Genomic DNA, 26,139 nt, shown 5'->3' with positions numbered 1-26,139 from the left:
CTTGCCCATGTCCCGCTTCTTCCCCGCCATGTTGCTCGCACTGCTGCTCGCTGGCTGCGCCACCACGCGCTTGCCCCATGACTTCAGCGAGGCAATACCCGCCAGCGATTCGGTTTTCGGGCGCTCGATCCAGGCCCAGGCCGCCCAGCATGAGGGGCACTCGGGTTTTCGTCTGCTGCCTAACAGCAGTGAAGCGTTCCGGGCGCGCGCCGAGTTGATCCGCAATGCGCAGAAAAGCGTCGATCTGCAGTACTACATCGTGCATAACGGTCTCAGCACCCGGGCACTGGTGCGTGAAATACTGCTGGCAGCCGATCGCGGTGTACGGATACGCATGTTGCTCGATGACACTGCCAGCGACGGCCAGGAAGAAGTAATCGCTACTTTGGCCGTGCACCCGAACATCTATATCCGTGTCTTCAACCCTTTGCATCTGGGGCGCAGCACCATGGTTACCCGAACCATGGGCCGTCTGCTTAATCTTTCCCAACAGCACCGGCGCATGCACAACAAACTGTGGCTGGCCGACAACAGCGCAGCCATCGTCGGCGGACGCAACCTGGGGGATGAATATTTCGACGCCAAGCCCGATCTCAACTTCACCGACATGGACCTGCTGTGCATCGGCCCGGTCGCCGAGCAGTTGGGCCACAGCTTCGATCAGTACTGGAATAGCGCCCTGAGCCAGCCGATCAGTGACTTCCTGCTCAACAAGCCAACAGCCGAAGACTTGCTCAAGAGCCGCCAACGCCTGGAACAATCGCTCCAGACCACACGTATCGAGAACACAGTCTTGTACGACCACCTCATGACCTACCGGACACAACCGCAACTCGAGAATTGGCGCAAGCAGCTGATCTGGGCCCATAGCAAAGCGATGTGGGACGCCCCGAGCAAGGTACTGGCCGACGACGAACCGGCCCGCGCGCTATTGATGGCCACACAACTGCGGCCTGAGCTCGATAGCGTCAGTAAGGAGCTAATCATGATCTCGGCTTATTTCGTCCCCCAAAAGCCGGGCATGCTCTACCTCCTCGGTCGTGCCGATGCCGGTGTTGATGTGCGCCTGTTGACCAACTCACTGGAAGCCACCGATGTGCCAGCGGTGCATGGCGGCTATGCGCCTTACCGGAAAACCTTGCTCGAACATGGCGTGAAGCTTTATGAACTGCGGCGCCAGCCGGACGATCACAGTGGCGGTTCTTCTTTTGGCTTCAGTGGTGGCTCGGACTCCAGCTTGCACACCAAGGCCATGATTTTGGACAAGCAGAAGGTGTTCATCGGCTCCTTCAATTTCGACCCGCGCTCAGTGTTTTGGAACACGGAAGTCGGGGTGCTGGTCGACAGCCCTGAATTGGCTGGTTACATGCGTAAGCTGGCGCATGAGGGCATGGCGCCAGCTGTGAGTTACCAGGCCCGCCTGGAAAACGGCGAAGTCGTCTGGATCACCGAAGACGACGGCCGCCTGCATACCTTGCATAAGGAGCCCGGCGGTAAATGGCGCAGCTTCAAGGCCTGGCTCAGCGACAAGATCGGCCTGGAGAAAATGCTCTAGATCGAAGCCGGTGCCGACGCTTTCACAGCGATTGGAGACTGGTTTTGATGGTCGTGACCACACGGTTACGGCCTTCGTGTTTAGCGTGATACAGGCGTTGATCGGCTGTACGCAGAATGGCCTCGATGGTGTCGCCGTCGCGGCCGGATTGCGATACGCCGATGCTCACTGTGACCACGGTTAACCGCTGCAGGCCATGAAAAGAATTATTTGCAACGGTGCTTCGCAGACGCTCAGCGATTACGTGCGCGCCTTCAAGTGACGTCTGAGGTAGCAGAATCATGAATTCTTCCCCACCCACTCGGGCTACACCGTCATACGGCCGGATCGAATCGAGGCATTTCTCCACGAAATCCTTCAGGATGTCGTCGCCAACCTGATGCCCGAAGCGATCGTTGATGGACTTGAAATTATCCAGATCGAGTGCCAACACGGAGAACGGCTCACCGCCGCGCTTGGTTCGGCCCATTTCGACTTCGACCCGCTCCATGAACCGACGCCGATTATCAGCGCCAGTCAGTGGGTCAGTGGCCGCAAGGTGCCCGAGTTCTTGATTGGTGCGCTGGAGTTCCTGCAGGGCGCTCTCGGTATACGCCATCGCTTCGGCAAGACGCACCATCAGCTCCTCTTGGCTGTAAATCTTCGAGAACGACCGCGTGGTGAGGAACGCTTGCACGACCCCATAGCTCAACATGAAGAATCCACCGGCGAAGATCGCATGAGCGAGCCACCACATGTGGTTCCACGGACGTGCAAGGATGAAGGCAAGCGATGACAGCGCGAACGCGGTGACCGAGACGACAAAAATCATCATCAGCGGCGAACGGATACGGCGCAGCAGGAGTATTGCCACGGTCAATGTGGAAAGAATGAGGGCACCACCTTCCATCGAGAGGCGCACCGCGATATTGCCGGCGATCGGTGAATTCGCGACGTACGCCACTGCCACGTCAACCAGCAGGAACAGTCCTATCCAGGTCAACCACGGGCGGGCCTTCATTCGTTGGTCCGCTGCATCGGGTGGGCGGTGGTACGACAGCATTCCGACTAACAGCAGAATCGACATCACCAGTCGAGAGGCTGGTCCATACAGCAGGAAGAGCCAGATATTGTGGTGCGCTTGCCCGGTGAACGCACCATGCAGCGCGTAGATCAGTACAAAACCGAGAAAACCAAGCGTCATCCATCGCAGCAGCGGATCTCCCGATGACTGATAGCAGCGCCACGTGACGTAAGTCACAAACAGGCCCGCCAAGGTGGCTGCGGTGATCGCAATGATATGAAACAGGTGGTTTTCGAAAATAAGGGTGGGGTCTTGAAAGACGTATAAGTAGCCAATCAGATAGGCCGGAACAAATGCAAACCCTGCGAGCAGCAAGTAGGCGTAAACCTTGACCATGAGGCGGACGGCTTCAGGTGGCTCGCCGCTGGCGATGAGATTGCTCATGGTTCCCTCCAGGTTGAAATCTATTTAGCCAACACCGGTCCGGTGTTGGTTCCAAAGCCGCCTGCATGCCAACAGTCCCACGCATCATTACGCAGATAGGGGATGGACCGACCTATGGCATTTCAATATTAGACTCCTTCCCGATTTCTGCTGCACAAGCAGGTAAAAATGTTCACGCGAACGCAAGGGGCGCGCTAATTGATCTGCACAATGACCGGACCTTCCGTGACGACTGGCGGGTTCGCATGGATGTGCGAAGCGTTTTTCTGAATCCAGTCGCGAGCGACTTTCATGCTCTCATCGGTGCCGGCCTTGTCCGTGCAAACAGTCACCGACATACCGCCATCACCGAGAGGTAGCAGTGTGTAGCTTGCCAGGCCAGCCACTTTTCGGAGGGCAGCTTCGACGTCGTCCTTTTGCTTTTCTAAAACATCGAAAAGCTGCTTTGCACCAGGACCTGAGTAGGTTCTTATGACCGCATACATAGTCGTCTCCTTTGTGATTTACCGTCTTGATACTCACCCAGATTCGTTGTTGGCCGCATCACTTGGGTTTCAGTCCGTACTGATTTGTTCAGCTTAGTCAAACGCCGGTGACAAGCGAAATGCAACGACCACCGGCAGCAGCCATTCCTAATGTGGACGTAGAGTCCAGCAGGGCGAATGAACCAATCAGAAACTGGGGCGATCCCCGTCTGGGTCTGCCGGCGCTCACTTAGCTCCGACCCCATCCTGCAATGTCGCTTTCACGTCACTACTCATTCGCGGTTAACCCTGGGGGGTAATTACGGGTCGCTCTTGCGCGCTCCATACTCTGGCCAACCCTGGCGGGTTGGGCCCTTACTTAACTGTGCAAGGAACAGAGATGAAGATTGAATTGGTGCAACTGGCTGGCCGTGACGGCGATGTCGTTCACAACCTCGGGCGTACCTTGGAGGCCATCGCTACCTGCGCGGCTGACACGGATCTGTTGATCTTCCCGGAAACCCACCTGACGGGATTTGTCGATGCCGAGCAATTGGCGAGTGTTGCCGAACCCTTGGATGGCCCCACCTTGCAGGCCGTCGAGCAGCTGGTGCGCAAGCGTAATGTCTCAGTCGTCGTCGGCATTGCAGAGAATGATGGCGGTATCTTTTACAACACCTCGGTGCTGGTGACGCCCGACGGTATCGCGTTGCGCTATCGCAAGACCCACCTGTGGCCATCGGAGCGTGGGCTTTTCCAGCCGGGTGACCGCTATGTCACGGCACTGTGGAAGGGCGTGCGTGTAGGCATCCTGATTTGCTACGACATCGAACTCCCGGAAAGCGCCCGCGCCCTTGGGCAGCTCGGCGCCGAGCTGATACTGGTCACTAACGGCAACATGGATCCTTACGGCCCGGTCCATCGCACGGCAATCATGGCTCGCGCCCAGGAAAACCAGGCGTTTGCTGTCATGGTGAATCGGGTGGGAGAAGGGGATGACGGCCTGGTGTTCGCGGGGGGCAGCGCAGTGGTCAATCCATTCGGGCAAATAATGTTTGAGGCCGGCCGCGAGGAGTGTCAGCAGGTGGTCACGCTTGACCTTGAGCAGCTCAAGGAGTCCCGTCGGGATTACGACTACCTCAACGACCGCCGCCTGCATCTGTCAGGCGTACAACTTGAACATACGGACGGTCGTCGCGAGCTGCTGATTCCTTGAGTCGCGCGAATTCTTTTCCCCAGTAATACGTCGTTGATCTTGCCGATGTCGGCCCTGCCATATAAATCTAACAATCAGCAGGCGTAGCGTTTTTTGTTAAACAGCGCTACCGCTCCGGAGTCTCCAGATGAACCCGAAAGTCGGTTTACAGCTAGTCCTTGCCTCACTGTTGAGTACAAGCATCCTCTGCACCGAGGCCGCTGAGCCCCAGATGAATATCTACAGCTGGTACGACTTCATCGCACCGGATGCGACGAAAAATTTTCACGAAGAAACCGGCATCAAAGCGACGTATGACTCGTTCGATAACGCCGATGTCATGCAAAGTAAAGTCATGGCCGGTCGTAGTGGCTATGACGTGGTGATCGCTACCGATGGGCTGTTGCCGAACCTGATAAAGGCCGGTGCCCTCAAGGAAATAGATCGGGCGCAATTGTCCAATTATCACCATCTCAACCCGGATATCCTTGCCAAGCTACAAGCTAACGATCCAGGTAATCGATACGCCATTCCGTATATGTGGGCTACCACCGGGATTGGTTATGATGCGGACAAGGTCAAGTCGATCCTTGGCCCGGATGCTCCGGTCAACTCATGGGACCTGATTCTAAAGGAGGAGAACCTCGCCAGGTTAAGCCAATGCGGCGTGGCCATGCTGGACGCACCGGGCGAGATTTTTCCGATAGTGCTGCATTACCTTGGGCTGCCCTATAACAGTCAGAATCCCGAGGACTTCCGCAAAGCTGAGGCGCTGTTGCTGAAGCTGCGCCCGTACATCCGTTACTTCGACTCATCTAAATTCAGCGCTGACCTGGCCAATGGCGACGTCTGTGTTGTGCTCGGCTGGGCTGGCGGAGTTTTCGGGGCACAAGAGAGCTCCAGACTTGCTGGTAACGGACGCAAGATCATCTATAGCATTCCTCGCGAAGGTGCTCCGGTTTGGGTAGAAAACCTTGTGCTGCTTAACGATTCCCCGAATCCAGTGGAAGGAATGGCCTTCATCAATTATATGCTACGCCCTGAAGTTATCGCCAAGTCCTCCAACTACTTGGCCTATCCGAACGCCAACAAGGACGCCACCGCGCTGGTCGAGGAGAGTATTCGCAATAATCCTGACGTTTATCCGTCGAAGCAGGTTTTGGATACTCTGTTCCCGCTGGAGCCGATATCGCTGAAGATGGAACGCGTACGTACCCGTCTCTGGAGCAATATCAGGACTGGCAGTTGATCGTATCTGCGCAAGGATGATTAGGGGTCATTGATCAGTGCTAGGCAGGTCACTCAGACCAGCCGAGCGCCGCCGTCGATGTTTGTTACTCGTATCTTCCAGTTCAGGACTAGGCCTATTCGATTGTGAGACCGGAGAAAAAATTGCCCGAGACGCTTCTGATCGAGCACTCACAAACCGCTTCCTCGAATGCAAGGGCATCGGCGTGCTTGAAAACAAGGTCGACGGGCTCACCGGCATTGCCCCACAAGCCCTCAAATCTGAAATGGCTCTTAGATTTCTGTGCCTACCTCTCAACTCAAAAATCATCGATTTTTTGAAATCACACCACTCATGTATTGATTTAAATCGCGCAGATCTTTAATCCTCCATGAGTACGGCGATAGCTTTACACCATTCTCTCGCAAAGTTTTTGGAATCAAGTCTCCATTTGGACGAAGTATTATCGATGATACAATTACGCCCGGATAATCATTTAATCGTTTTTTGAAAGCGGATGTTGTTAGATCAGGTGTAGGAGGATTGCTTTTATTGGCCAATGGTCCTGTTGCTTTGAGATCTATTCCGTGGCACATGGTGCATCGCTGTAAATAGAGATTTTTTCCATTAACATTATCCGCGAAGGATAGTGATGTTTGAACTAGCGATAAAATTCCTAGCGAAGCGATGAATAATATTTTCATTGTTTTTATCTTCCTTGATGGATCAGCGTCGATTGGACGCGATTTGGTGCGCGGGAAAGATATCAGCCATCGTATCGGCTTGCCAATCCTTACCAGTCGCTGTGGTTCTAGTGGCGCCAGTAATTGTCACAAGACCTGCTGGTCAAATCCGATGTACATAACTGGTCATGCAGAGGCAAGTGGTTGGTGATATCAAACAATTGTCCGTAGGAAAATGAACAAGTACTGGGCTAATAAAAAGCCCTCCGACATGCTAACGATGACGGAGGGCTGTCAGCCTGTAGTTAGTCTCCAGGCTTGTGCTTGTGGATAGGTAAAGTAGGGTGTTTTTTATCGTTGGGTGGATTCACATGCCGTCTGCGGTCCTCCTTGCCATCATCGCGCTTGGGCTTCGGGCCTGGCTTGATATCAGTAAACATGCGTACTCCTGTAAAGAACGGTAGATGAGAAGCTTTGAAAACGCAGCACATAGCCATTCACCTACCTCATTTCGCTTAAACAACCGGCACCGCTCAAGCCCGGCTTTACTGGACAGCGGCACAAGAGAGGCGCGTTTCTCTCCTCTGCTTAAAGCTCAGAGGAGTTCGTTATTACAGGAATGTCGTCCAGGTGATCGATGTGCTTGAAGCGCTCGACCAGGAAATCGATCAGGCTGCGTACCCGTGCCGACAGGTGCAACTGTTGCGGGTAAACCGCGTAGACATCGGCGCGGGTGGGGGTCTGATCCTCCAGCACCAGGCGCAAGCGGCCACTGCGCATGTAACGGGCGATGTCCCATTCGGCCCGCAGCAGAATGCCGTAACCTTCCAGCGCCCAGTTCAGGGCCACTTCACCGTCGTTGCAGCCTAACGCGCCGCGCACCTTGATGTTTTGCGTGCGCCCGCCATTGGTGAAACTCCACACGCCGTAGGGCGTTTCGTTTTGCCGCAGGAAGATGCAGTTGTGTTGCTGTAAATCCGCCAGGCGTTGGGGCACGCCATGTTGTTCCAGGTACAGCGGCGAGGCGCATAACAGACGGCGATTGGAGGCGATCTTTCGGGCATGGAAGGCGGCGTCCGGCAGCGTGCCGAAACGAATACCCAGGTCAAACCCGTGAGTCGTCAGGTCGAGCGGGTGGTCGCTGATTTCCAGCTGTATTTCCACCTCCGGGTATTGTGCGAAGAACGCGCCCAGGGCAGGGCCGATATACCGGCGACCGAATCCCAGCGAAGCGTTGACGCGAATCAGGCCTTTAGGGGTTGCCCGACTGCTGCTGATCAGCTGCTCGACCTCGTCGATCTGCGTCAGGATGCGCGCGGCATGGGAAAAATACAGTTCACCTTCCGACGTCAGGCTCATCGAGCGCGTGGTGCGGTTGACCAGGCGTATACCCAGTCGTGCTTCCAGCGCGGTCAGGCGTTTGCTCACCGCAGGCGGGGTGACGCCCAACTCTCGCGCCGTCGCCGCCAGGCTGCCTTTGTTGGCCAGCAGGTAGAAAAAAGACAAATCCAGGGTTTGGCTCATTGGTAACTCAAATTCATCTATGTAGTGATTTGGAGTAACTCACGCTCATTTGTTCACTACATATACTCCGCTCACACCCTGATTGAACACCCCCGTTCGACAGGCACAACAAGAACGTGACGAGAGTGGAGTTTATTGATGAGTGCATACAAAATTGCTGCGGTTCCAGGTGATGGTATCGGTGTTGAAGTGATCGCCGCGGGCGTCGAGGTGCTGCAAGCCTTATCGAAGAAATCCGGCTTCGAACTGGATTTCAAACACTTCGACTGGAACTCGGACAACTACCTTAAAAACGGCTACTACATCCCGGAAGGTGGCCTGGAAGAGCTGAAAACCTTCGACGCCATTTTCTTCGGCGCTGTTGGTGCGCTCAACGTGCCGGATCACATTTCGCTGTGGGGCCTGCGTCTGCCGATCTGCCAGGGCTTCGACCAATACGCCAACGTACGCCCGGCTCGTGTACTGCCAGGGGTCAAAAGCCCGCTGCTCAATGGTGATCAGATCGACTGGGTCGTGGTGCGTGAAAACTCCGAGGGCGAGTACTCCGGCAATGGCGGTCGCGTCCACCGTGGGCTGCCTGAAGAAGTCGCCACCGAAGTGTCGGTGTTTACCCGTGCCGGGGTCGAGCGTATTCACCGTTTCGCCTTCGAACTGGCGCAAAGCCGTCCACGCAAACACCTGACCATGGTCACCAAATCCAACGCCCAGCGTCACGGCATGGTGCTATGGGACGAGATCTTCTATGAAGTCGCCAAGGACTTTCCGGATGTGAAGATCGACAAGGAACTGGTCGACGCGGTGACCACGCGCATGGTGCTCAAACCGTCGACGCTGGACGTGATCGTCGCCACCAATCTGCACGCCGACATCCTGTCCGATCTGGCCGCCGCGTTGTCCGGGAGCCTGGGCATCGCGCCGACCGCCAACCTGAACCCCTCGCGCAAATTCCCCTCGATGTTCGAACCGATCCACGGCTCGGCCTTCGACATCACCGGCAAAGGCGTCGCCAACCCGATTGCGACGTTCTGGACGGCGGCAATGATGCTCGAACACCTGGGCGAAGCGGCCGCGGCGAAGCACCTGATGTCGGCCATCGAGGCGGTGACCGAGAGCGGTCTGCATACCCCGGATCTGGGCGGCACGGCCACCACCCGCCAGATCACGGATGCGGTCATCGAGTTGATCAAACGCTGATTCAAGCTGCGGCACAACGCCAAGGGGCTGATCACCGATCAGAGCCCTTGGCATTTCCTGACAACAATAAAAAATCAGGGCCCTGTCATGAAAAGAATATTCGGCAAACTTTACGTACAAGTGCTCATCGCCGTGATCCTCGGCGCCATCGTCGGGGTGTTCGTGCCCGAAACCGGAACAGCGCTCAAACCCTTGGGCGACGCGTTCATCAAACTGATCAAAATGCTCCTTGCCCCGGTGATCTTCCTGACGGTGGTCACGGGCATTGCGCGCATGGAGAACATGAAAGAGCTGGGGCGCGTCGGCTTTCGTGCGCTGATCTATTTCGAAGTGGTGTCCACCCTGGCACTGGTCGTCGGTCTGGTGGTGGTCGATGTGTTCAAACCCGGCGCCGGCATGAACATTGATGTCGCCACTCTGGATACATCCAGCCTGGCCACCTACACCAGCGCCGTGAAGCATGCCTCGTTCATGGACTTTGTGATGAACATCATTCCCGACACCATCGTGGATGCCTTCGCCAAGGGCAACGTGCTGCAAATATTGCTGTTCTCTATCCTGTTGGGCATTGCCCTGGCGCATGTCGGACCTCGTGCCAAGGTATTCGTCGACACGCTGGACAGCCTGATGCAGGGCATGTTTCGCATCGTCAACATGGTCATGCGTCTGGCACCCATCGGCGCCTTCGGGGCGATTGCCTTCACCATCGGCAAATACGGCTTTGGCTCGCTGTTCTCACTCGGCAAGCTGATGGCCTGTGTCTACCTGACCTGTGCTGTGTTCGTGATTTTTGTGCTGGGCCCAATCTGCCGCTACAGCGGATTCAGCCTGTGGAAGTTTCTGAAATTCATCAAGGAAGAACTGTTCACCGTCCTCGGCACCAGCTCTTCGGAATCGGTGCTGCCGCAGATGATTTCCAAGATGGAAAAGGCCGGTGTTTCCAAACCCGTCGCCGGCATGATCATTCCCTCGGGCCTGACCTTCAACCCGGACGGGCAGGCGATCTACTACACCATCGCCGCGATCTTCATCGCGCAGGCCACGAACACACCGCTGACCCTGACGGATCAGTTGATCGTCCTGGCCGTGTTGATGTTTACCTCCAAGGGCTCTGCCGGTGTCACCGGCTCGGGATTCATCATTCTGGCGGCGACGTTATCGTCCCTTGGCACTATTCCGGTGGCGGGCATGGTGCTGCTGTTGGGCGTCGACCGGTTCATGTCGGAGGCGCGCGCGATCACCAACACCATCGGCAATGGCGTCGGAACAATGGCCATTGCCAAATGGGTCGGGGCGCTGGACACCGTGAAAATGCACAAGGCGTTGAATGGTGAGGTCGAAGGGGAGAAACCCGCGACGACTCAGGCAGAGGTTATCGCTGCTCATTCAGCGCTGGGAGCAGGTTCCGTGCTGCCAGCCCGCCAAAAAGCCTCTCAGGCGTAAGGTGTGAGGCGCTGAACAGTGTGATGTTCAGCGCCTGCATTGCTCAAAGTTTGTAGCCGATCTGCCGCAACAGGTTCTTGCGCCACAGGATGTCCTCTTCACCTTCAATGCCACTGGCACAGAAGCCATCCACCACGCCCAGAATGGCTCGCCCTTGGTCCGTCCCGGCGAGAATCACTTCAGTCGGATTGGCCGTTGCACAAAAAATACGGCACACCTCTGGAACCATTTTGACGGTGTTCAACACGTTCAGCGGATAGAAACCATCGCCGAGGAAAATGATGAAGCTATGCCCTGCGGCGATGGCTTGCGCATTCTTCTGGGCCAGTTCGATCATGGCGGTATCGGTGCCAGACCAGCGCACCAGGCATTTACCGGAGGCTTCGCAAAAGGCCACGCCAAAGCGGATACCTGGCACGGCATTGACCAACGCTTCGTGGATGTCCTCGACGGACTTGATGAAGTGGGTCTGACCCAAAATGAAGTTCGTCGCTTCCGGCTTGTCGATTTTCAACGTGATGAGTTGCATCTAAACGCCTCCTTTCACGATGTGGCTGCCAGGGGCTGGCAACACATCAAGCATAGCTACCCATGGGTTTTGTGATCGCCGCCGCTGTTGATACTTGAAAATACAAAAGGCCCCGGTGCTGACACAGTGCAGATACATCGGTGCGCTTTCATGGGGCCAGGCCCACACACATAGAGAGAATTGCCATGTACAGCAAACTGCAGCATGTCGCGAAGTTCCTCAGCCAGAGCGCGCGTTTAATGGTTGGCGTGCCCGATTACGATAACTACGTTGCGCAAATGGCGCTCAATCATCCCGGCGAGCCGGTCATGAGCTATTCGGCGTTTTTCCGTGAGCGTCAGGAGGCCCGTTTCGGCAGTGGAAAATGCAATACCCGTTGCTGCTAGAACTTCGCATAGTTCAGCGCATCGACAATGGCCGAGCCGCCGATACCGGTCAGCGACAGCAGCAGCGCCCTGATCAGCGGGTCTTCCGCGTAGCGTGAGAACGACCCGGTATTGAATGTCGCGGCCCGCTCGCGGATCATCTTGAACTTGGCGTAGCAAGGCGTCGTTTCGGGTGTTTGCAGCAGATAGGCGTCGAGCCGTTGCAAGGCAACGGTGCGGGCCTTTTCCGCTGCGCGTCGCAGTGATAGCGCGGAAACCAGCAGTACCAACGCCGTCAGCAAGTAGGAAATGATCAGGCCGGGCGGTGTCGGCCAGTTATCGAACAGACTGCTGCGCGACGCCAACAAGATCAACAAGACCACGGTCGGCGCATAGATCAGACGGTTAACGGCCGAGGTGCGCTTGGCGATCAGCTGCAAATCCACCCACTCGTCGATACACGGGTGCCGGAGCATGCCAAAGGTTTTCTTGTGCTCCATCTGCAAGGAGCCAGGCCAGATCGCATGATGTTCGCTGAGATGGCGGATGAACCGCGTCAGCAGCAAGTTGGCATCCACCACCCAGAACACCAGCACCTGGAACGTCAGGGAGGGGATCAGCCAACTCATCATCCACCACATTGATGCGCCGCGAACGGGCATGCCCTCCATGGGCCAGATCACAAACAACACGCTGGTGACCACGACGTAAACCCACGTGGCGAGCATGGCCCGCAGCATTCGGGCACCGAAGGAGCCGCAGACGCAGTGCTCACCCCAGAAGCGTGCAATGAAGATCATCTTGCGCCCGTCCGTGCAAGCGGCCTGTGCCGGTGCGCAGGACGTTGACCATTCTTCGCTGGCGGTCAGTAGCGGGAAGAAAATCTTCAGCAGGCATTGCCCCAGCTCGTTGCACCAACGACGCAATGCCCAGCCTTTGCCCCGGCGAATCAAGCGTCGAACCTGGCCCCACAAGGTCATCTCGTATTTGCGCATGTGCAGGCGTAAATGGAACGCGGCTTCGATCTCGGTCCGGTTGATGCGCAGGTTGCGCCAGCCCCATGCCAGCGCCGAGAGGGAGATCAGCACGGCCAGCAGCCGCAGTGCCACAGTGGGCCAGGCACTGATGCCTTCAAACAGGAACATCGGCTCACCCAGTCCGTTGTCCGTCAACGTGCTGCGCATCTGGTACGCGAGCATCAGCGCGAGGATGAACATGACGAGAGGGACCACGATGTACCACGCCCGGGAGTCGTATAAACCAGTGTCCATGCTGGCAGTCGAGTCCTTGGCCATCGCCAGTTGCCTGGCGGAGCGTCGGGTCAGGTTCGACGAGATGATACCGAGCAATATCAGCACGAACGTGAACCAGAGAAACTCTGCATGCCAGAACCGTGTAGCGATGAATGCGCAGGCCGCTGCCACCATAAACAGCGTCATCGGCACGCCGCGCACCCAGGCCAGCCGTGCGTCATGGTCATCTTTCGGGCCCTCGATGCGCCACCAGACGATGAACCCGGCGAGTATCAGCAGGGTGATCGTCAGTGGCCCGGCCCAGAAGAAGGATTGGGCTTGCTTGAAACGGTCGCGGATGGATTTGGAGGGTTCAGGGTAGGGCGGTGGCGAGGGGTCCTGGAGGCAGCGCAGCGCCATCAGGTCATGCGGACGTACGCCTCGTTCCGACTGCGATTGTGTCGGTGCTTCGCAGCTCGCCGGGCGAGACGCGGTCAGCCGGCTCGCCAGGGGAATGAAGCCGCTGATCCCCACTTCATAGATGCCCGGCGAGAGCAGCTCCGATTTGGAGTAGTCGAACTTCGCGCGCTTGGCGTCGAAGGATTGCGGTGCCAGCGCCGCCAGCACCGAGATGAACACCGCACTTTGCAGGCTGTCGCGAAACGGTGGCACGTCCTGTTGCAGGGCGCGGGTCAGCGTGAGTCCGTAGGGGGCGGCGAGTATCAGGTTGCGCGTGGTTTGCGCCTGGCCCCGTTGCAACATGCGGGCATCAAGGTCGGTGGAAAAGTACAGTTTGTACGGCATCCGGCTCTTCAGCGCTTGCAGCACCAGGAGCTTGTCGTAGGCATCGACGCCCAGTACGCCAATCGCGCCGATGCCGCTTTCGCCGTTGCGTCGATAGGCCGCGTCCTCGTTGGCGATATGGTCGGCGAGGCGCCGCAGGTAGTCGAGCTGGGAGTTGCCGTCGGATTTCTCCAGCGGACTGAGATCAAGCTGGGTGGGGTCTTTGTTTTTACCAGGATCGGTACCGGCGCTTTTGTCGTTGCTCGCCGACTCTTCCGGGAGGCGTCCGTCCAGGCCGCGCAGATAGCTGAAGCGCAAAATCCACTGATCGACCACATCCCTATGGTTTTTTTCGTCGCTGCCCAGGCGGGCATCCTTGGCCACCTGTGTCTTGAAGCTTTCGATCAGCGCGCGGCTGTAGAAACTGTCCCACTCGGAAATCAACGCGATGCGGTTGCCGCTGCGGCGCAGGTCGCGGGTGCACGGTGAGCCGATCCGTTGCAGCTTGCCTTCGCTGCAACGCACACCCGTGGCCGGGTCCACGCGGCGCAACTTCAGCTCTTCCAGCATCAGTTGCGTCATGGTGCCGTCGTCGCTGACGGTGCGCAGCAACTTCATGGGTTGCCTGATCGCCAGCGGCGGCGACAGCTTCTGGTAACCGCGATCCAGCGTCTCGTTATCGGCCGTGGCCAGTGGTGAATAGATTTCGACCTTTGGCGTGGCCTGGCCGATGTCCTGGTCCTGGAACATGTCGCGCAGGACGGTTGAGGTAGAAGGGCCGATGACTTTCAGAACCGCCGTGTCAGGTGGCTCTGAACACGGTTTTGGAGCGCACGCCAAAGCAATTTTGTTTTTCAGGGTCTCGCGTAACGTTTCGAGCGATTGCAGCGGAGTCGAGCCGAGCGCGTCCTGTTTGAACCAGAACACGATCGTTCGGTCAGGCGGCGGTGGTGCGCCTTCAAGTGCTGTCGGCGGGTCGAAGGGGTTGGAAACGAACACTTCATAGGGCGCGTCGACGAAACCGGTTTTCTGCGGGGACTCCAGCGACAGGTTGGCGGCGAGTCTCAAGCAATGGATGTACTGTTCCTGATCCGGCACCCGGTGGGAGTTCTTGAACCCTGCGAGCAGTGCATAACGAATGCGCCGACGCCGTTCGACTTCGTCGGCGTAAGGGCCGCCTTCGACCAGCGCCACCATGATGTCGGGAGCCGGTTTGTTGCCAGACAGGGGAGAAATGTCCGGGCTGCAAACATGCTCGGCATCCGGGTTCTTGCTGTCCGTGAGCTTCTTGCGATAACGCTCGACCGCATCGAAAGGGTCTTGCCATAGCCGGGCTTCGATGGGCAGTTGTGCCTGGAACTGTGCACCGATCGGCCGCGGTTCAAGGAACGGTTCGCGGTTGAGCGCGAACATCGATACCACCAGACTCAGGATGACCGCACTGCCTGGCAACCAGAAGGCCAGGTTAGTGCCAGATCCCTTGTTGTCCATGGCCTGTGCCTCTTGTTCTCGGCCGACTGATTACAGTTATGTATAGACCCATTAAGGGCATTCAGTGCAAAGTCAGTGGCGGTAAAATCACTCATGCCACCTTTAAGGTCAAAGAAGCAGCCACCATGCACACCATCGGACTCATCGTTTACCCCGGGTTTCAGGTGTTGGGCCTGGCCATGTGTGCCACGTTCGAGTTGGCCAACATGGCCACTGACGAACCGGCGTACAACATTGTCTTGCTGTCCGAGCGCGGCGGTACGGTGCAGACCTCCGCCGGGTTTGGCGTGGAAACCTCGGTGTTCGACCAGCGCTCGTTCGACACGCTGCTGGTAATGGGCGACAACCTGATCCGTCCGGTATCACCGGGGATGGTGGCGTTCTTGCGCAACGCCAGCCGAACCACCCGGCGTCTGGGTTCGATCTGCACTGGCGCGATTGCGCTGGCCGAGGCCGGTTTGCTCGATGGCCGGCGCGCGACCACGCACTGGTGCCATGCCCCGGCGCTGCAGAAGGCGTACCCGAAGGTGAAAGTCGAGGAAGACCGGATCTTCATCAACGACGGCAACATCTGGACGGCGGCAGGCATGAGCGCCTGCGTCGATCTGGCGCTGGCGCTCGTTGAAGGCGACCTGGGGGCGGAAGTGGCGCGGCGGGTGGCCCGGCAATTGGTGGTGTACCACCGGCGCGCGGGAGGGCAGTCGCAGTTTTCGGTGATGCTCGAACTGGAGCCCAAAACCGATCGCATCCAGGCCGCGTTGGCCTATGCCAAGCAGAACCTGAAGTCCGCGCTGTCGGTCGAGGAACTGGCCAGCGCCGCCAACCTCAGCCCTCGGCAGTTCAGCCGTGTGTTCCATGCCGAAACCGGGCAATCACCGGCCAAAGCCATCGAAAACCTGCGCGTGGAAGCGGCGCGTCTGATGATGGAAACCGGTCGGCACCCCATCGACGTGGTGGCGACGGATACCGGTTTTGGCGATCGGGAGCGGATGCGTCGGGCGTTTATCCGAGCATTCGGTCAGCCACCGCAAGTGATCCAGCGCGCGAATCGCGGCTGACGCCAGTCAGTCAAACGTGACACTGAACCTGTGGCGAGGGAGCTTGCTCCCGCTGGACTGCGCAGCAGTCCCGTTCTTTTTAGGGATTAGGGGCCGCTTCGCGGCCCAGCGGGAGCAAGCTCCCTCGCCACAGGTTACTCATCGATCGTTGTGGCAGATTTTTAGGATGTCCTAAAAGGTGGTGTATTCGACATTTCGGACTAAATATTATTGGCGTAATTTTGATCTCGTTGAAGTCCACTCCCTCAATGAGATCACCGTCATGACCCTCGTCAAAGCCGCCGCCGTACAAATCAGCCCAGTGCTCTATAGCCGTGAAGGCACCGTCGACAAAGTGGTGCAGAAGATTCTCGAACTCGGTGAGCAGGGCGTGCAGTTCGCAGTGTTCCCGGAAACCATCGTGCCTTACTACCCGTACTTCTCTTTCGTTCAGTCGCCTTTCGAAATGGCGGCTGAACACCTCAAACTGCTGGATCAGGCCGTCACTGTCCCGTCGGCTGCCACCGAGGCCATCGGCGCCGCCGCCAGACAGGTCGGCATGGTGGTTTCCATCGGCGTCAATGAACGTGACGGCGGCACGCTGTACAACACGCAGTTGTTGTTCGATGCCGACGGCACCCTGATTCAGCATCGCCGCAAGATTTCCCCGACCTATCACGAACGCATGATCTGGGGCATGGGCGACGGCTCAGGCCTGCGCGCCACCGACAGCGCGGTAGGGCGCATCGGCCAACTGGCCTGCTGGGAACATTATAATCCGCTGGCCCGTTACGCCTTGATGGCCGATGGCGAACAGATCCACGCCTCGATGTATCCAGGATCGTTTGCGGGGCCTTTGTTTGCTTCACAAATGGAAGTCAGCATCCGCCAGCACGCATTGGAGGCGGCCTGCTTCGTGGTCAACTCCACGGCTTGGCTGAACCCTGAGCAACAGGCACAAATCATGGCCGACACCGGTTGCCCCATCGGCCCGATTTCCGGTGGTTGCTTCACTGCGATCATCAGCCCGGACGGCGTGGTGCAGGGCTCGCTGACTGAAGGCGAAGGCGAGGTGATCGTCGACCTCGACATGGGCCTGATCGACAAACGCAAACGCATGATGGATTCGCGCGGTCACTACAGCCGTCCGGAACTGCTGAGCCTGCTGATCGACCGTACACCGACGAGCCATGTGCATGAACGCAGCGCACATCCGAAATTGGCGGTGACCGATACCGTGGAAGAAATCAGTCGTTAAATCGCAGACACAAAAAGGGGACTTTGGAAGTCCCCTTTTGCTCGTCTGGCCTTACAGTTCCTGACCCAAAAAGATCAACGTATTGCCATGGGCCTCAGCCGCTGCGCGCTGGTTGTAGCTGTCGCGATGCGAGCAGTTGAAGCCGTGTTCGGCCTCCGGGTACACGACAATTTCCACGTTGTCGTTGTTCTCGAAACGTTCGGCGATTTTCTCCACGGCTTCCAGTGGGATGTGGCTGTCCTGTTCACCGAAGTGCATCAGCAGTGGCACTTCGATTTCATCGGCCCGGTCCAGCTGATTCTGGATTCCGCCGCCGTAATAGGCGATGGCCACGTCCACCAGCCCATTGGCGGCGGTGTGGTACGAGAGCAAACCACCGAAGCAGTAACCAATCGAAGCGATCCCGCCGTCCAGGCCCGGCTGGGCTTTCAAGGCGTCGATGGCCAGTTCGATGTCAGTCTGTGCCTTGCCGACGTCGGTGGCGTTCATCAACTCGACGGCGCGTTTCCAGCCGGTCTCGTCGTAACCCAGTTCGATCCGCGCGCCGCTGCGCCAGAACAGGTCCGGTGCGATGACCAGGTAGCCGTCGGCGGCGTATTGTTCGGCGACCGAGCGGATGTGTTCATTCACTCCGAAAATTTCCTGGATCAACACGATCCCCGGGCCTTTGCGGGTGTGCGGAATGGCCAGGTAAGCGCCGAATTTACCGTCGGCGCTGTCGATCTCGATCCATTGGGTGGTCACGCTCATGGTGGCTCCTGTCTTCGCATGTGAGTGGGGTGAAGCTTGTTGGGGCTGTAAGTCGTCGATGCCGGGTTTTTGACGTTATCCAGTCCCTGGCGCTTCAGCGGTTATCGCGACGCCAGAAGACTCGAGCCAGCAGCGCATCAAGGCTAAGCTTGCCGGCACCCGAGAGCAACAGCGGCATAAAGGCCGCGAGGTAGATCAGCGGCAGTTTGAAGTTGCCGTGACCCTTGTTGCTGATGGCGTAACCCTGGGCAAGCTCACTCAATGTAGACCAATCGGCCGGCCAGTGAACGGCAGCGGTCGCGACGACGGTGACCACGATCAAAATGATTGCCGAGATCCGCGTTCCCAGGCCGACCAGTATGGCCAGGGCGCAGATCAGTTCGGCCCACATTGACAGTTCCCAGTTCAGCGTGGCCGGCACGTGGTTGAAGGGGAACGGGAAGCTGTCCTGAATATCGGCGAACCAGTTTTCGCCATTGAATTTTTCCAGGCCTGATTCGAAGAACTCCCAGGCGAGGAACACCCGCAGGGTCAGCGGCGCAATCCAGCTACCGGCACGGTCGAGGCTCAGGTGCAGGCCTTTCACAGCCGAAGAGAGTGAGGTGGTCATGGCTTGATCTCCGTTCAGTCAGGGAAGTGGGGCACCGCGGTGCCCCACACATTGGGTTACTCGCCAGCGCCGCACTTGCCTTCGCCACATTTACCTTCCGCCGGTTTCTCCACCGAGTCGGCCTGGACCTGGCTGTAGCCGTGGGTCAGTTGTTTCATGCTGAACGCCTCGGACTCGGAGGCTGAAGCCGCGTTGGACAGGGCCAGGCCGCCAGCGATGATCAGGCCGAGGGTCAAAGAAGAAGTCGAGAGTTTGAACATGGTGATACTCCGTAGCATTGAGTGAGTTGAGCGCTTTGATCGGCGTGGCCAATCGACCGGCACAGTTCATCAAGCAGGTGTATCTGCGATGTGTCTTTGGTGTGGGGTTTTAGGGGTGGGGTGTGTCGGGAGAGGCGCTGTACACACTGTGATACGTAACCCTGAAATTACTCAGCCAGAACGCAGACCTGTAGCAGCTGTCGAGCCTGCGAGGCTGCGTTCGGCTGCGCAGCAGTCGTAAACCCTGTGCACGCGATTCACCAGGACTACCGAGCCGCTTGGTTTCACGACTGCTGCGCAGCCGAACGCAGCCTCGCTGGGGCTCGATAGCTGCTACAGAGAGGCGGTGGCACAGTACAAAACTGTGATCCGGCCTCGACCGCAGGCGTCTAGCGTCTGTGTCCCCGCAATCCCATGGGGCGTGACTTCGGAACCCGGCATGCAAGCGCTGTTGAACGAGATCCTTGACGCAGTACGTCCTCTGATCGGCCAGGGCAAGGTGGCTGATTACATTCCCGCCCTCGGTACGGTGCCAGCCGATCAGCTGGGCATTGCGGTGTATGGCAATGACGGCGAGCTGTATTGCGCCGGCGATGCCCATACGCTGTTCTCGGTGCAGAGTATTTCCAAGGTGTTTAGCCTGGTGCAGGCCATCGGACACTCCGGCGAAGCCATTTGGGAACGCCTGGGTCACGAGCCTTCCGGCCAACCGTTCAACTCGCTGGTGCAACTGGAGTTCGAGCGCGGGCGCCCGCGCAATCCCTTCATCAATGCCGGTGCGCTGGTGATCTGCGACATCAACCAGTCACGCTTTGCCGCGCCGGCACTGTCCATGCGCGACTTTGTCCGTCGGCTGTCCGGCAACCCGCAAGTCATGGTGGACGGCAAGGTCGCCGAGTCCGAATACCAGCATCGTGCGCGCAACGCGGCGATGGCTTATCTGATGCAGTCTTTCGGCAATTTCCACAACGACGTCGAAGCGGTACTGCGCAGTTACTTCAGCCATTGCGCACTGCGCATGAGCTGCGTGGACCTGGCGCGGGCGTTCTGTTTTCTGGCCAATGACGGTTTCTGCAAACACAGCGGCGAACAGATCCTCACCGCCCGCCAGACCCAGCAAGTCAACTCGATCATGGCCACCAGCGGCCTCTACGATGAAGCCGGCAACTTTGCCTATCGTGTCGGTTTGCCCGGCAAGAGCGGCGTGGGCGGGGGGATTGTCGCGGTAGTGCCAGGGCAATTCACAGTGTGCGTCTGGTCACCGGAGTTGAACACCGCCGGCAACTCCCTCGCGGGCATGGCCGCGCTGGAGTTGCTGAGTCAGCGGATTGGCTGGTCGGTGTTCTAGACACAATGGTGCCGGGTCAGAGCGGCAACGCTTCGACTCGGTTGCGCAAACACGCCAGCGTTTCATCGTCCAGCACCGTGGTGATGTCCAGGTGCTCTTTTGCCTGAAAGAGATTCATCGCATCCCGGGTCTGTTTGCCGACGATGCCGTCGACGGGGCCGAGATGCCAGCCCAGGTACGTCAAGTAGGTTTGCGCCATACGGATTCTCAGGTCCGGCGTCCCGCCATAGGAGAACTTCTGATACGCCGCGCTGAGCCGCACGTCGTAGTTGTTGATCGCGTAGTTGGGACCGTTGTAGCGGCGTGCAAAGTTGGCCCAGTCCTTGGCCCGTAATGCCGCGACTGACCCGCCTTCGATCAGCGTGCCAACGGTACACAGCAGTTGTTGGTTTTCGGACTCGATCATTCGCTTGATCATCTCCTCGACATCCGCCGAACGGGTCTGCGCAAAATTGAACCCCATGATCTGCCCCAGCCCCCACGATGTACTTTGCAAGGCTGCGTTCCTGTTCAGGCCGACGGCCAGGTTCAAACGGTCATATTGATGCGGCCCCGTTGCACCATAGTTGCCGGGGTTTTTGCTGCTGATATCCGGGTGTTGCGCGTCAAACTTCTGGTGAGTCAGCCGACTGAACACGTGGCGTTCGTAAAGGATTTTCGGACGGCGATCGGGATAGAACCCGTTGCCGGAGGTTTCTACTGCCAAAACAGCCCAGAGTTGCGCGGCACTGACTTTGGCAAGGTCCAGCGCAGCCGCCAGACCTTCATCGTCAAGGGCCGCTCCATGGCTTGTGAATTCATCGCTCATGACGGCCTCCTTGGAAAACAGGAAACGCTGATGTACCTCTTTTAGCGTAGGAGGGCCGGGGGCAGGGCCGTCGGGTTTTCGATCACCGGTCAGGCGTGCGGTTAATGACGCTCCAGGGATTTTGCTATACATTTTCCGGCCGCCCACTGCATGGTGAAACCGCTTCATGTCTCTTGCGCTCGAACGTCTAGTCGCTGGCACGCCTATCCCTTTCGCCGGGAATCGTGTCTCTGTGGTCAGCCCCGAATTAGCCGCGCGCTTTCAGCCCGGGGACCATTTGCTGGTGGAGCAGGTCAGCGGCGAATTGTTGCTGATCCCGGTGGCCGACCAGCAAGCGGCGGCCATTGCAATCGAGCGTGCCGAAGCGGCTTTCAGCGCAATGTCCGCGGTTTCCGATCAAGCCATCAGCGAGTTCTTTGATCGCTTCGCCCAACGCCTGGAAAACCCTGACTGCTGGGCCTTGATCGAAGCCGCCAACCTGGCCGACATCGAGCGGGCCAAGGCCCGCGGACGCTCCACCACGCGGCTTCTGGCTGATGAACGCATGCGTCGCGACATGATCGCCGGGCTCAGGGCCTGGCGTGATGCGTCGGCCACGCGTGGCAAAGTGGTCAGTTGCATCGAGCATGACGGCTGGAAAGTCGAGCAAGTGGTCTCGCCACTGGGCATCGTCGCGTTCGTCTTCGAAGGTCGACCGAACGTCTTCGCCGACGCCGCCGGTGTGTTGCGCACGGGTAACACGGCGGTGTTGCGCATTGGCAGTGATGCGTTGGGCACGGCGCAAGCCATCGTCACCCACGCACTGAATCCGGCACTGAGCGACGCCGGGTTGCCGACCGGCGCGGTGTCGCTGGTGGAAAGCGTCAATCACGCCGCCGGTTGGGCGATGTTCGCCGACCGACGCCTGTCGCTGGCAGTGGCCCGTGGTTCGGGTCGTGCCGTCAGTCAATTGGGCAGCATCGCCCAACAGGCCGGCACCGCTGTCAGCCTGCACGGCACCGGTGGCGCCTGGCTGATCGCCGACAAGGACGCCGATGCCCAACGTTTTGCGGCGGTGGTGCGCAACTCGCTGGATCGCAAAGTCTGCAACACGATGAACGTCTGCCTGATCCACCGTGACCGTGTCGCAGAACTGCTGCCGCTGTTCCTCGACGCGTTGCAACAGGCCGGCACCGCACGCGGGCAGGGCTGCAAATTGCACATCGTCGAAGGTAGCGAGCAGTACTTGCCGACCGATTGGCAGACCGCCAGCGTTGAGGTGTACCGCGCCGAAGGCTATCAGACCGAAGCGTTGGCCGAACCGCTGCCCGAGGATCAGTTGGGCCGCGAGTGGGAATGGGAAGAAACCCCGGAAGTCAGCCTGAAGATTGTCGATGACCTGGACAGCGCCATCGCGTTGTTCAATCGCTATAGCCCGCAGTTCACCGTGTCGTTGATCAGTGAAGATGCCGCGGCTCAGGAACGCTTCTACAGCGCGGTCAACGCACCTTTTGTCGGCAACGGGATTACCCGCTGGGTCGACGGCCAGTACGCGCTGAACAAGCCGGAACTGGGGCTTTCGAACTGGGAGAGCGGTCGCCTGTTTGCTCGCAGCGCGATTCTCTCGGGCGATGGGGTGTTCACGATCCGCAGTCGCATGACCCAGACGGATCTGTCGGTCAAACGCTGAGCCAGCGCCACGACCCCAGTCAACGGCCGCACTATACTTAATGTGCGTCCGTATGGGCGTGGCGAGCACTCCAAAACGAATCAGATGTCCATAACGCTCGCCTGAGCGTCAAGGCTGCACAGCCAATGGACGGGCAGTGCACCTGATGACGGAGAGAGGGTTACACCATGAAACTTCATTCCTTTCAGCAATACTCTCATGATCTGGAAAGGGGCGTTCACGACACGTGGATTACTGCCAGGGTGAAGTCAGCCTTGGCAATGGCTGAACCAAGCCTTGGCCTGCAAATCCATGTCAAAACCCACGGAGGCACGGTGGCATTGAGCGGCCGCGTCAACACCCATAAACAGTGTGAGCAGGCAGTAGCGCTGGCCCGTTCGGTTCAGGGCGTCGTCGACGTCGATGCCAGAGACTTGCTGACTCACGTGTTCACGCCAGGCAGTATTCCAGAACCCCCCAACGCTGAAGAGGCCCCTGAAATTCGGCCTCAATCGTCAACAAAGATGGACGATAAATAACCCGGTCGATCGTGTCAGTGCAGCGCTCCCGTGAGCCGGGAGCGCTGCGTCGATCGTCTATCTGCCAATGGATACACACTTCAGGCGGCTGCTTCTATGGATCGGGCTTGAAGGACGCAGGTGTCCGGATACTCGGCGAGCGCCACAAAACGGTGGCTGTCGCCATCCAGGGCGTCAACCGAACCGGTCTCGATGTCGTAAACCCAACCATGCAAATTCAACAGGCCTTTCTCCTGAGCCAGGCGCACGCTCGGATGCGTCTGGATATTGGCCAGTTGCGCGATGACATTCTCCCGAACCATTGAACTCACCTTCGCCGCTTCATTGGCGTGAGGGCGGGATTCGTTGATGACTTTCGCTGACTCGGCGTGTTGCAACCAGCCGCTGACGGCGGGCAGGTGGTCCATGCATTTGCACTTGGCGACGGCGGTCATGGCGCCGCAGTCCGAGTGCCCGCAGATCACAATATCGGTGACGCCGAGCACTGCGACCGCATATTCGACCGTGGCCGACACACCGCCGGGGTGAGGGCTGTAGGAGGGCACGATGTTGCCGGCATTGCGGATCACAAACAGTTCACCGGGTTCTTGTTGGGTCAGCAGTTCCGGCACGACACGGCTGTCGGAACAGGTGATGAACAGCGTGCCCGGATGCTGGGTGGTCGCCAGGTGTTTGAACAGGTCGGTCCGTTGCGGAAAGGCGTCTTTCTGGAACTTCAAAAAACCTTCGATGAGCGCTTTCATAGTGACTTCCTCATTCTGTAGCAGCTGCCGAGCCTGCGAGGCTGCGTCCGAGGACGAAGTCCTCGCAGATCGATGCGACTGCTGCGCAGCCGGACGCAGCCTCGCAGGCTCGGCAGCTGCTACCGGATTTCGTGGGCTGAAAAATCGTTGCGGCTGGTATCTATTTAGAAAGGACGCAGTGGCAGGAACTTGCCGTCGAGCGTGATCACCGCGCGGGAGCCGCCTTCCGGGTCTTCGACTTTCTTCATGTCGAGCTTGAAGTTGATCGCACTGATAATGCCGTCGCCGAATTGCTCATGAACCAGGGCTTTCAAGGTGGTGCCGTAAATCTGGATCATTTCGTAGAAGCGGTAGATGGTCGGGTCGGTCGGGACACCCGAGAGGCTGCCGCGCAGTGGGATGATCTGCAGGCGGGCCACGGTGTCGGCGTCCAGGTCGAGTTTTTCGCCAATCACTTTGGCGGCGTTTTCTGGCAGCGGGTGCTGACCGAGCAGGGCGGCAGTGACGTAGGCCAGGCCGAGGCCGGTGCCGCCGGTCAGGTCCTGCCAGGACAGGTTTTTGCGCGCTTTTGCATCGAGGATCGACGTGGTCAGGGCCAGGCTTGGGTCGTTGTAAGCGTGGGACTGTTGCATGGTGTTTCTCCTGTCGGGAGTGATGTTGCTTGGGTGTGGAGCCATCTTCTGCCGATCGATCCATAGCGTCCAAGATCGATATACAATGCAATGCATAAGCACAGCCTATAGATGGTGATTCCCCATGCTGCTCCGACATTTGCGCTATTTGCTGGCGGTCGCCGACCACGGCGGTTTCACCCGCGCCGCCGAGGCGCTTCACGTTTCGCAGCCGACCCTGTCCCAACAGATCCGGCAACTGGAAGAAACCCTGGGCGTGAGCCTGTTCGACCGAACCTCGCGCACGGTGAAACCCACCGATGCGGGAGAGGCCTACATCGAATGTGCTCGTCGGGTGCTGGTGGAACTGGAGGCAGGCAAACGTGCGCTGCATGACGTAAAGGATTTGTCCCGCGGCACCTTGCGGCTGGCCATGACCCCAACGTTCATGGCGTACCTGGTGGGGCCGCTGGTGCGCGATTACGTGGCGCGGTATCCGAACATCCATCTACAGATTTTCGAGCTGTCGATGGATGACATCGAGGCCGGGCTAGTGGATGACTCACTGGACATCGCCATCGCGTTTACCCAGGTCAGAAATGCCGATATCGAGTCGATCCCGGCATTTACCGAGACGTTGGGCGTCATGGTGGGGCGCGATCACCCGTTATACGAAAGCCAGGTCGCGTTGTCCGCGCAAGAGGTCGCGCAGCTGGAATTTGCGCTGCTGGCCCCGGACTTCGTTACCCGCACCCGCATCGATGAGTACTTTGCCCAGGAGCAGATCACGCCGAAGGTGGTGATCGAGGTCAACTCGGTGAGCACTTTGCTGGAAGTCATTCGGCACACGGCCATCGCCACCATCCTTCCGGAGCCCATTGCCACCGAGGACCGGGCGTTGCGCAAGATCCCGTTGTTGGGGGAGGCGCCCAAACGAGGGGCCGCGCTGCTTCGACGCAAAAACAACTATCACAGCGCAGCGTCGGTGGCGTTTATGGAACTGGTGTTGGGTGCGGCTGCAGGTGAGTCGACGACGTCAGTCTTCTATTAATTGGCACACACCATTAGGCGCCTTGCCCGTGGAGGACACCGTGACCGAGTCGTCATCGGAGAGGAGGATGGAGATGACGACGCCCGAACCCTTGGCTTCGAAACGGCGATCGTCAATGGCTTTGGTCTCGGCTTCCTTGCTGTTGATCAACACCGGTCCGTCCTGATCCGCGTGGACGATGATTTTGCCGGGGCAGTCCGCATCGAACAACGGAACGCCGGTGATGCTGTTTGCATGGGCAGCACTGGCCATTACGAGCAACAGCAAGCCTGTCAGTTGTATGTTCATCACAAACCTCCAATGATCCAGTGCACACGGTTAACCATAGCGTTGTTTGGTGCGC

At 58.3% G+C, this 26,139-nt stretch carries 25 protein-coding genes; 12 read left to right on the top strand and 13 right to left on the bottom strand.

Annotated features, from left to right (window positions below; genetic code table 11):
• The first annotated feature begins 7 nt into the window (after positions 1-7).
• Positions 8-1,555, top strand: a complete 1,548-nt coding sequence (locus tag KGB23_RS19590; protein WP_223432252.1) for a phospholipase D family protein — start codon at positions 8-10, stop codon at positions 1,553-1,555.
• Between the two features lie 22 nt (positions 1,556-1,577).
• Here KGB23_RS19590 and KGB23_RS19585 read toward each other — a convergent pair whose 3' ends face one another.
• Together KGB23_RS19585 and KGB23_RS19580 are read right to left on the bottom strand one after the other, a co-directional pair.
• A complete protein-coding gene (locus tag KGB23_RS19585; protein WP_223432251.1) occupies positions 1,578-3,002 on the bottom strand; it encodes a GGDEF domain-containing protein in 1,425 nt (474 codons plus the stop codon).
• A gap of 194 nt (positions 3,003-3,196) precedes the next feature.
• On the bottom strand, positions 3,197-3,487 hold the full coding sequence (locus KGB23_RS19580; RefSeq protein WP_223432250.1) for a hypothetical protein: 291 nt from the start codon (positions 3,485-3,487) through the stop codon (positions 3,197-3,199).
• A 379-nt stretch (positions 3,488-3,866) separates the two neighbouring features.
• On the opposite strand from KGB23_RS19580, the gene KGB23_RS19575 reads away from it, so the two are divergent.
• Positions 3,867-4,682, top strand: a complete 816-nt coding sequence (locus KGB23_RS19575) for a carbon-nitrogen hydrolase family protein (RefSeq protein WP_223432249.1) — start codon at positions 3,867-3,869, stop codon at positions 4,680-4,682.
• A gap of 127 nt (positions 4,683-4,809) precedes the next feature.
• Positions 4,810-5,910 carry a polyamine ABC transporter substrate-binding protein gene (locus KGB23_RS19570; RefSeq protein WP_223432248.1) on the top strand — a complete coding sequence of 367 codons (1,101 nt, stop codon included), beginning with the start codon at positions 4,810-4,812 and terminating at the stop codon, positions 5,908-5,910.
• A gap of 305 nt (positions 5,911-6,215) precedes the next feature.
• Here the strand turns inward: KGB23_RS19570 and KGB23_RS19565 are convergent, their stop codons facing one another.
• Together KGB23_RS19565 and KGB23_RS19560 are read right to left on the bottom strand one after the other, a co-directional pair.
• On the bottom strand, positions 6,216-6,593 hold the full coding sequence (locus KGB23_RS19565; RefSeq protein ID WP_223432247.1) for a cytochrome c: 378 nt from the start codon (positions 6,591-6,593) through the stop codon (positions 6,216-6,218).
• Positions 6,594-7,160: 567 nt separating this feature from the next.
• Positions 7,161-8,096 (bottom strand): LysR family transcriptional regulator, encoded by a 936-nt coding sequence (locus tag KGB23_RS19560; RefSeq protein ID WP_223432246.1) that lies wholly within the window; start codon positions 8,094-8,096, stop codon positions 7,161-7,163.
• Positions 8,097-8,234: 138 nt separating this feature from the next.
• Between KGB23_RS19560 and KGB23_RS19555 the strand changes: the two genes are divergently transcribed.
• Complete coding sequence (locus tag KGB23_RS19555) at positions 8,235-9,290, top strand: tartrate dehydrogenase (protein WP_223432245.1); 1,056 nt, start codon at positions 8,235-8,237, stop codon at positions 9,288-9,290.
• Between the two features lie 87 nt (positions 9,291-9,377).
• Complete coding sequence (locus tag KGB23_RS19550; protein WP_223432244.1) at positions 9,378-10,733, top strand: dicarboxylate/amino acid:cation symporter; 1,356 nt, start codon at positions 9,378-9,380, stop codon at positions 10,731-10,733.
• A gap of 43 nt (positions 10,734-10,776) precedes the next feature.
• Here the strand turns inward: KGB23_RS19550 and KGB23_RS19545 are convergent, their stop codons facing one another.
• Positions 10,777-11,262: an adenosine-specific kinase gene (locus tag KGB23_RS19545; protein WP_223432243.1), complete on the bottom strand. Its 486-nt coding sequence runs from the start codon at positions 11,260-11,262 to the stop codon at positions 10,777-10,779.
• Positions 11,263-11,447: 185 nt separating this feature from the next.
• Here KGB23_RS19545 and KGB23_RS19540 point away from each other — a divergent pair, with 185 nt between their 5' ends.
• A complete protein-coding gene (locus tag KGB23_RS19540; protein WP_095132157.1) occupies positions 11,448-11,648 on the top strand; it encodes a YbdD/YjiX family protein in 201 nt (66 codons plus the stop codon).
• Here KGB23_RS19540 and KGB23_RS19535 read toward each other — a convergent pair.
• Positions 11,645-15,133, bottom strand: a complete 3,489-nt coding sequence (locus KGB23_RS19535) for a hypothetical protein (RefSeq protein WP_223432242.1) — start codon at positions 15,131-15,133, stop codon at positions 11,645-11,647. The two genes, KGB23_RS19540 and KGB23_RS19535, sit on opposite strands and share 4 nt — an antisense overlap.
• Positions 15,134-15,258: 125 nt before the next feature.
• Here KGB23_RS19535 and KGB23_RS19530 point away from each other — a divergent pair, with 125 nt between their 5' ends.
• Positions 15,259-16,191 carry a GlxA family transcriptional regulator gene (locus tag KGB23_RS19530; protein WP_223432280.1) on the top strand — a complete coding sequence of 311 codons (933 nt, stop codon included), beginning with the start codon at positions 15,259-15,261 and terminating at the stop codon, positions 16,189-16,191.
• 262 nt (positions 16,192-16,453) lie between these two features.
• Positions 16,454-17,428 carry a nitrilase-related carbon-nitrogen hydrolase gene (locus tag KGB23_RS19525; protein WP_223432241.1) on the top strand — a complete coding sequence of 325 codons (975 nt, stop codon included), beginning with the start codon at positions 16,454-16,456 and terminating at the stop codon, positions 17,426-17,428.
• Positions 17,429-17,479: 51 nt separating this feature from the next.
• On the opposite strand, the gene KGB23_RS19520 is transcribed toward KGB23_RS19525, so the two are convergent.
• From KGB23_RS19520 to KGB23_RS19510, 3 genes are all read right to left on the bottom strand, one after another.
• Positions 17,480-18,178 carry a dienelactone hydrolase family protein gene (locus KGB23_RS19520; protein ID WP_223432240.1) on the bottom strand — a complete coding sequence of 233 codons (699 nt, stop codon included), beginning with the start codon at positions 18,176-18,178 and terminating at the stop codon, positions 17,480-17,482.
• A 94-nt stretch (positions 18,179-18,272) separates the two neighbouring features.
• Positions 18,273-18,788: a DoxX family protein gene (locus tag KGB23_RS19515; RefSeq protein WP_223432239.1), complete on the bottom strand. Its 516-nt coding sequence runs from the start codon at positions 18,786-18,788 to the stop codon at positions 18,273-18,275.
• Between the two features lie 56 nt (positions 18,789-18,844).
• The gene (locus KGB23_RS19510) at positions 18,845-19,048 is read right to left on the bottom strand and encodes a hypothetical protein (protein ID WP_223432238.1); all 204 of its coding nucleotides are present in this window, start codon (positions 19,046-19,048) and stop codon (positions 18,845-18,847) included.
• Positions 19,049-19,487: 439 nt separating this feature from the next.
• Here KGB23_RS19510 and glsB point away from each other — a divergent pair, with 439 nt between their 5' ends.
• Positions 19,488-20,396, top strand: coding sequence for a glutaminase B (gene glsB / locus KGB23_RS19505; RefSeq protein WP_149630625.1), 909 nt, complete (start codon positions 19,488-19,490; stop codon positions 20,394-20,396).
• Between the two features lie 16 nt (positions 20,397-20,412).
• On the opposite strand, the gene KGB23_RS19500 is transcribed toward glsB, so the two are convergent.
• A complete protein-coding gene (locus KGB23_RS19500) occupies positions 20,413-21,204 on the bottom strand; it encodes an N-acetylmuramidase domain-containing protein (protein ID WP_223432237.1) in 792 nt (263 codons plus the stop codon).
• A 166-nt stretch (positions 21,205-21,370) separates the two neighbouring features.
• Between KGB23_RS19500 and KGB23_RS19495 the strand changes: the two genes are divergently transcribed.
• Together KGB23_RS19495 and KGB23_RS19490 are read left to right on the top strand one after the other, a co-directional pair.
• Positions 21,371-22,873, top strand: a complete 1,503-nt coding sequence (locus tag KGB23_RS19495) for an aldehyde dehydrogenase family protein (protein WP_223432236.1) — start codon at positions 21,371-21,373, stop codon at positions 22,871-22,873.
• Between the two features lie 167 nt (positions 22,874-23,040).
• Positions 23,041-23,391, top strand: coding sequence for a BON domain-containing protein (locus KGB23_RS19490; protein ID WP_223432235.1), 351 nt, complete (start codon positions 23,041-23,043; stop codon positions 23,389-23,391).
• A gap of 80 nt (positions 23,392-23,471) precedes the next feature.
• Here the strand turns inward: KGB23_RS19490 and KGB23_RS19485 are convergent, their stop codons facing one another.
• A complete protein-coding gene (locus KGB23_RS19485) occupies positions 23,472-24,134 on the bottom strand; it encodes a carbonic anhydrase (RefSeq protein ID WP_223432234.1) in 663 nt (220 codons plus the stop codon).
• A 164-nt stretch (positions 24,135-24,298) separates the two neighbouring features.
• On the bottom strand, positions 24,299-24,766 hold the full coding sequence (gene cynS, locus KGB23_RS19480) for a cyanase (RefSeq protein ID WP_223432233.1): 468 nt from the start codon (positions 24,764-24,766) through the stop codon (positions 24,299-24,301).
• Positions 24,767-24,890: 124 nt separating this feature from the next.
• Between cynS and cynR the strand changes: the two genes are divergently transcribed.
• Positions 24,891-25,796: a transcriptional regulator CynR gene (gene cynR / locus KGB23_RS19475; protein ID WP_223432232.1), complete on the top strand. Its 906-nt coding sequence runs from the start codon at positions 24,891-24,893 to the stop codon at positions 25,794-25,796.
• Here cynR and KGB23_RS19470 read toward each other — a convergent pair.
• Positions 25,782-26,084: a hypothetical protein gene (locus KGB23_RS19470; protein ID WP_056741688.1), complete on the bottom strand. Its 303-nt coding sequence runs from the start codon at positions 26,082-26,084 to the stop codon at positions 25,782-25,784. The genes cynR and KGB23_RS19470 overlap by 15 nt on opposite strands.
• Positions 26,085-26,139: the final 55 nt, after the last annotated feature.

This window comes from Pseudomonas sp. GL-B-26, assembly GCF_019947405.1.
GTDB lineage: Bacteria > Pseudomonadota > Gammaproteobacteria > Pseudomonadales > Pseudomonadaceae > Aquipseudomonas.
The sequence above is the reverse complement of the archived record's forward strand: the minus strand, read 5'-3'. Positions and strand labels throughout refer to the sequence as shown.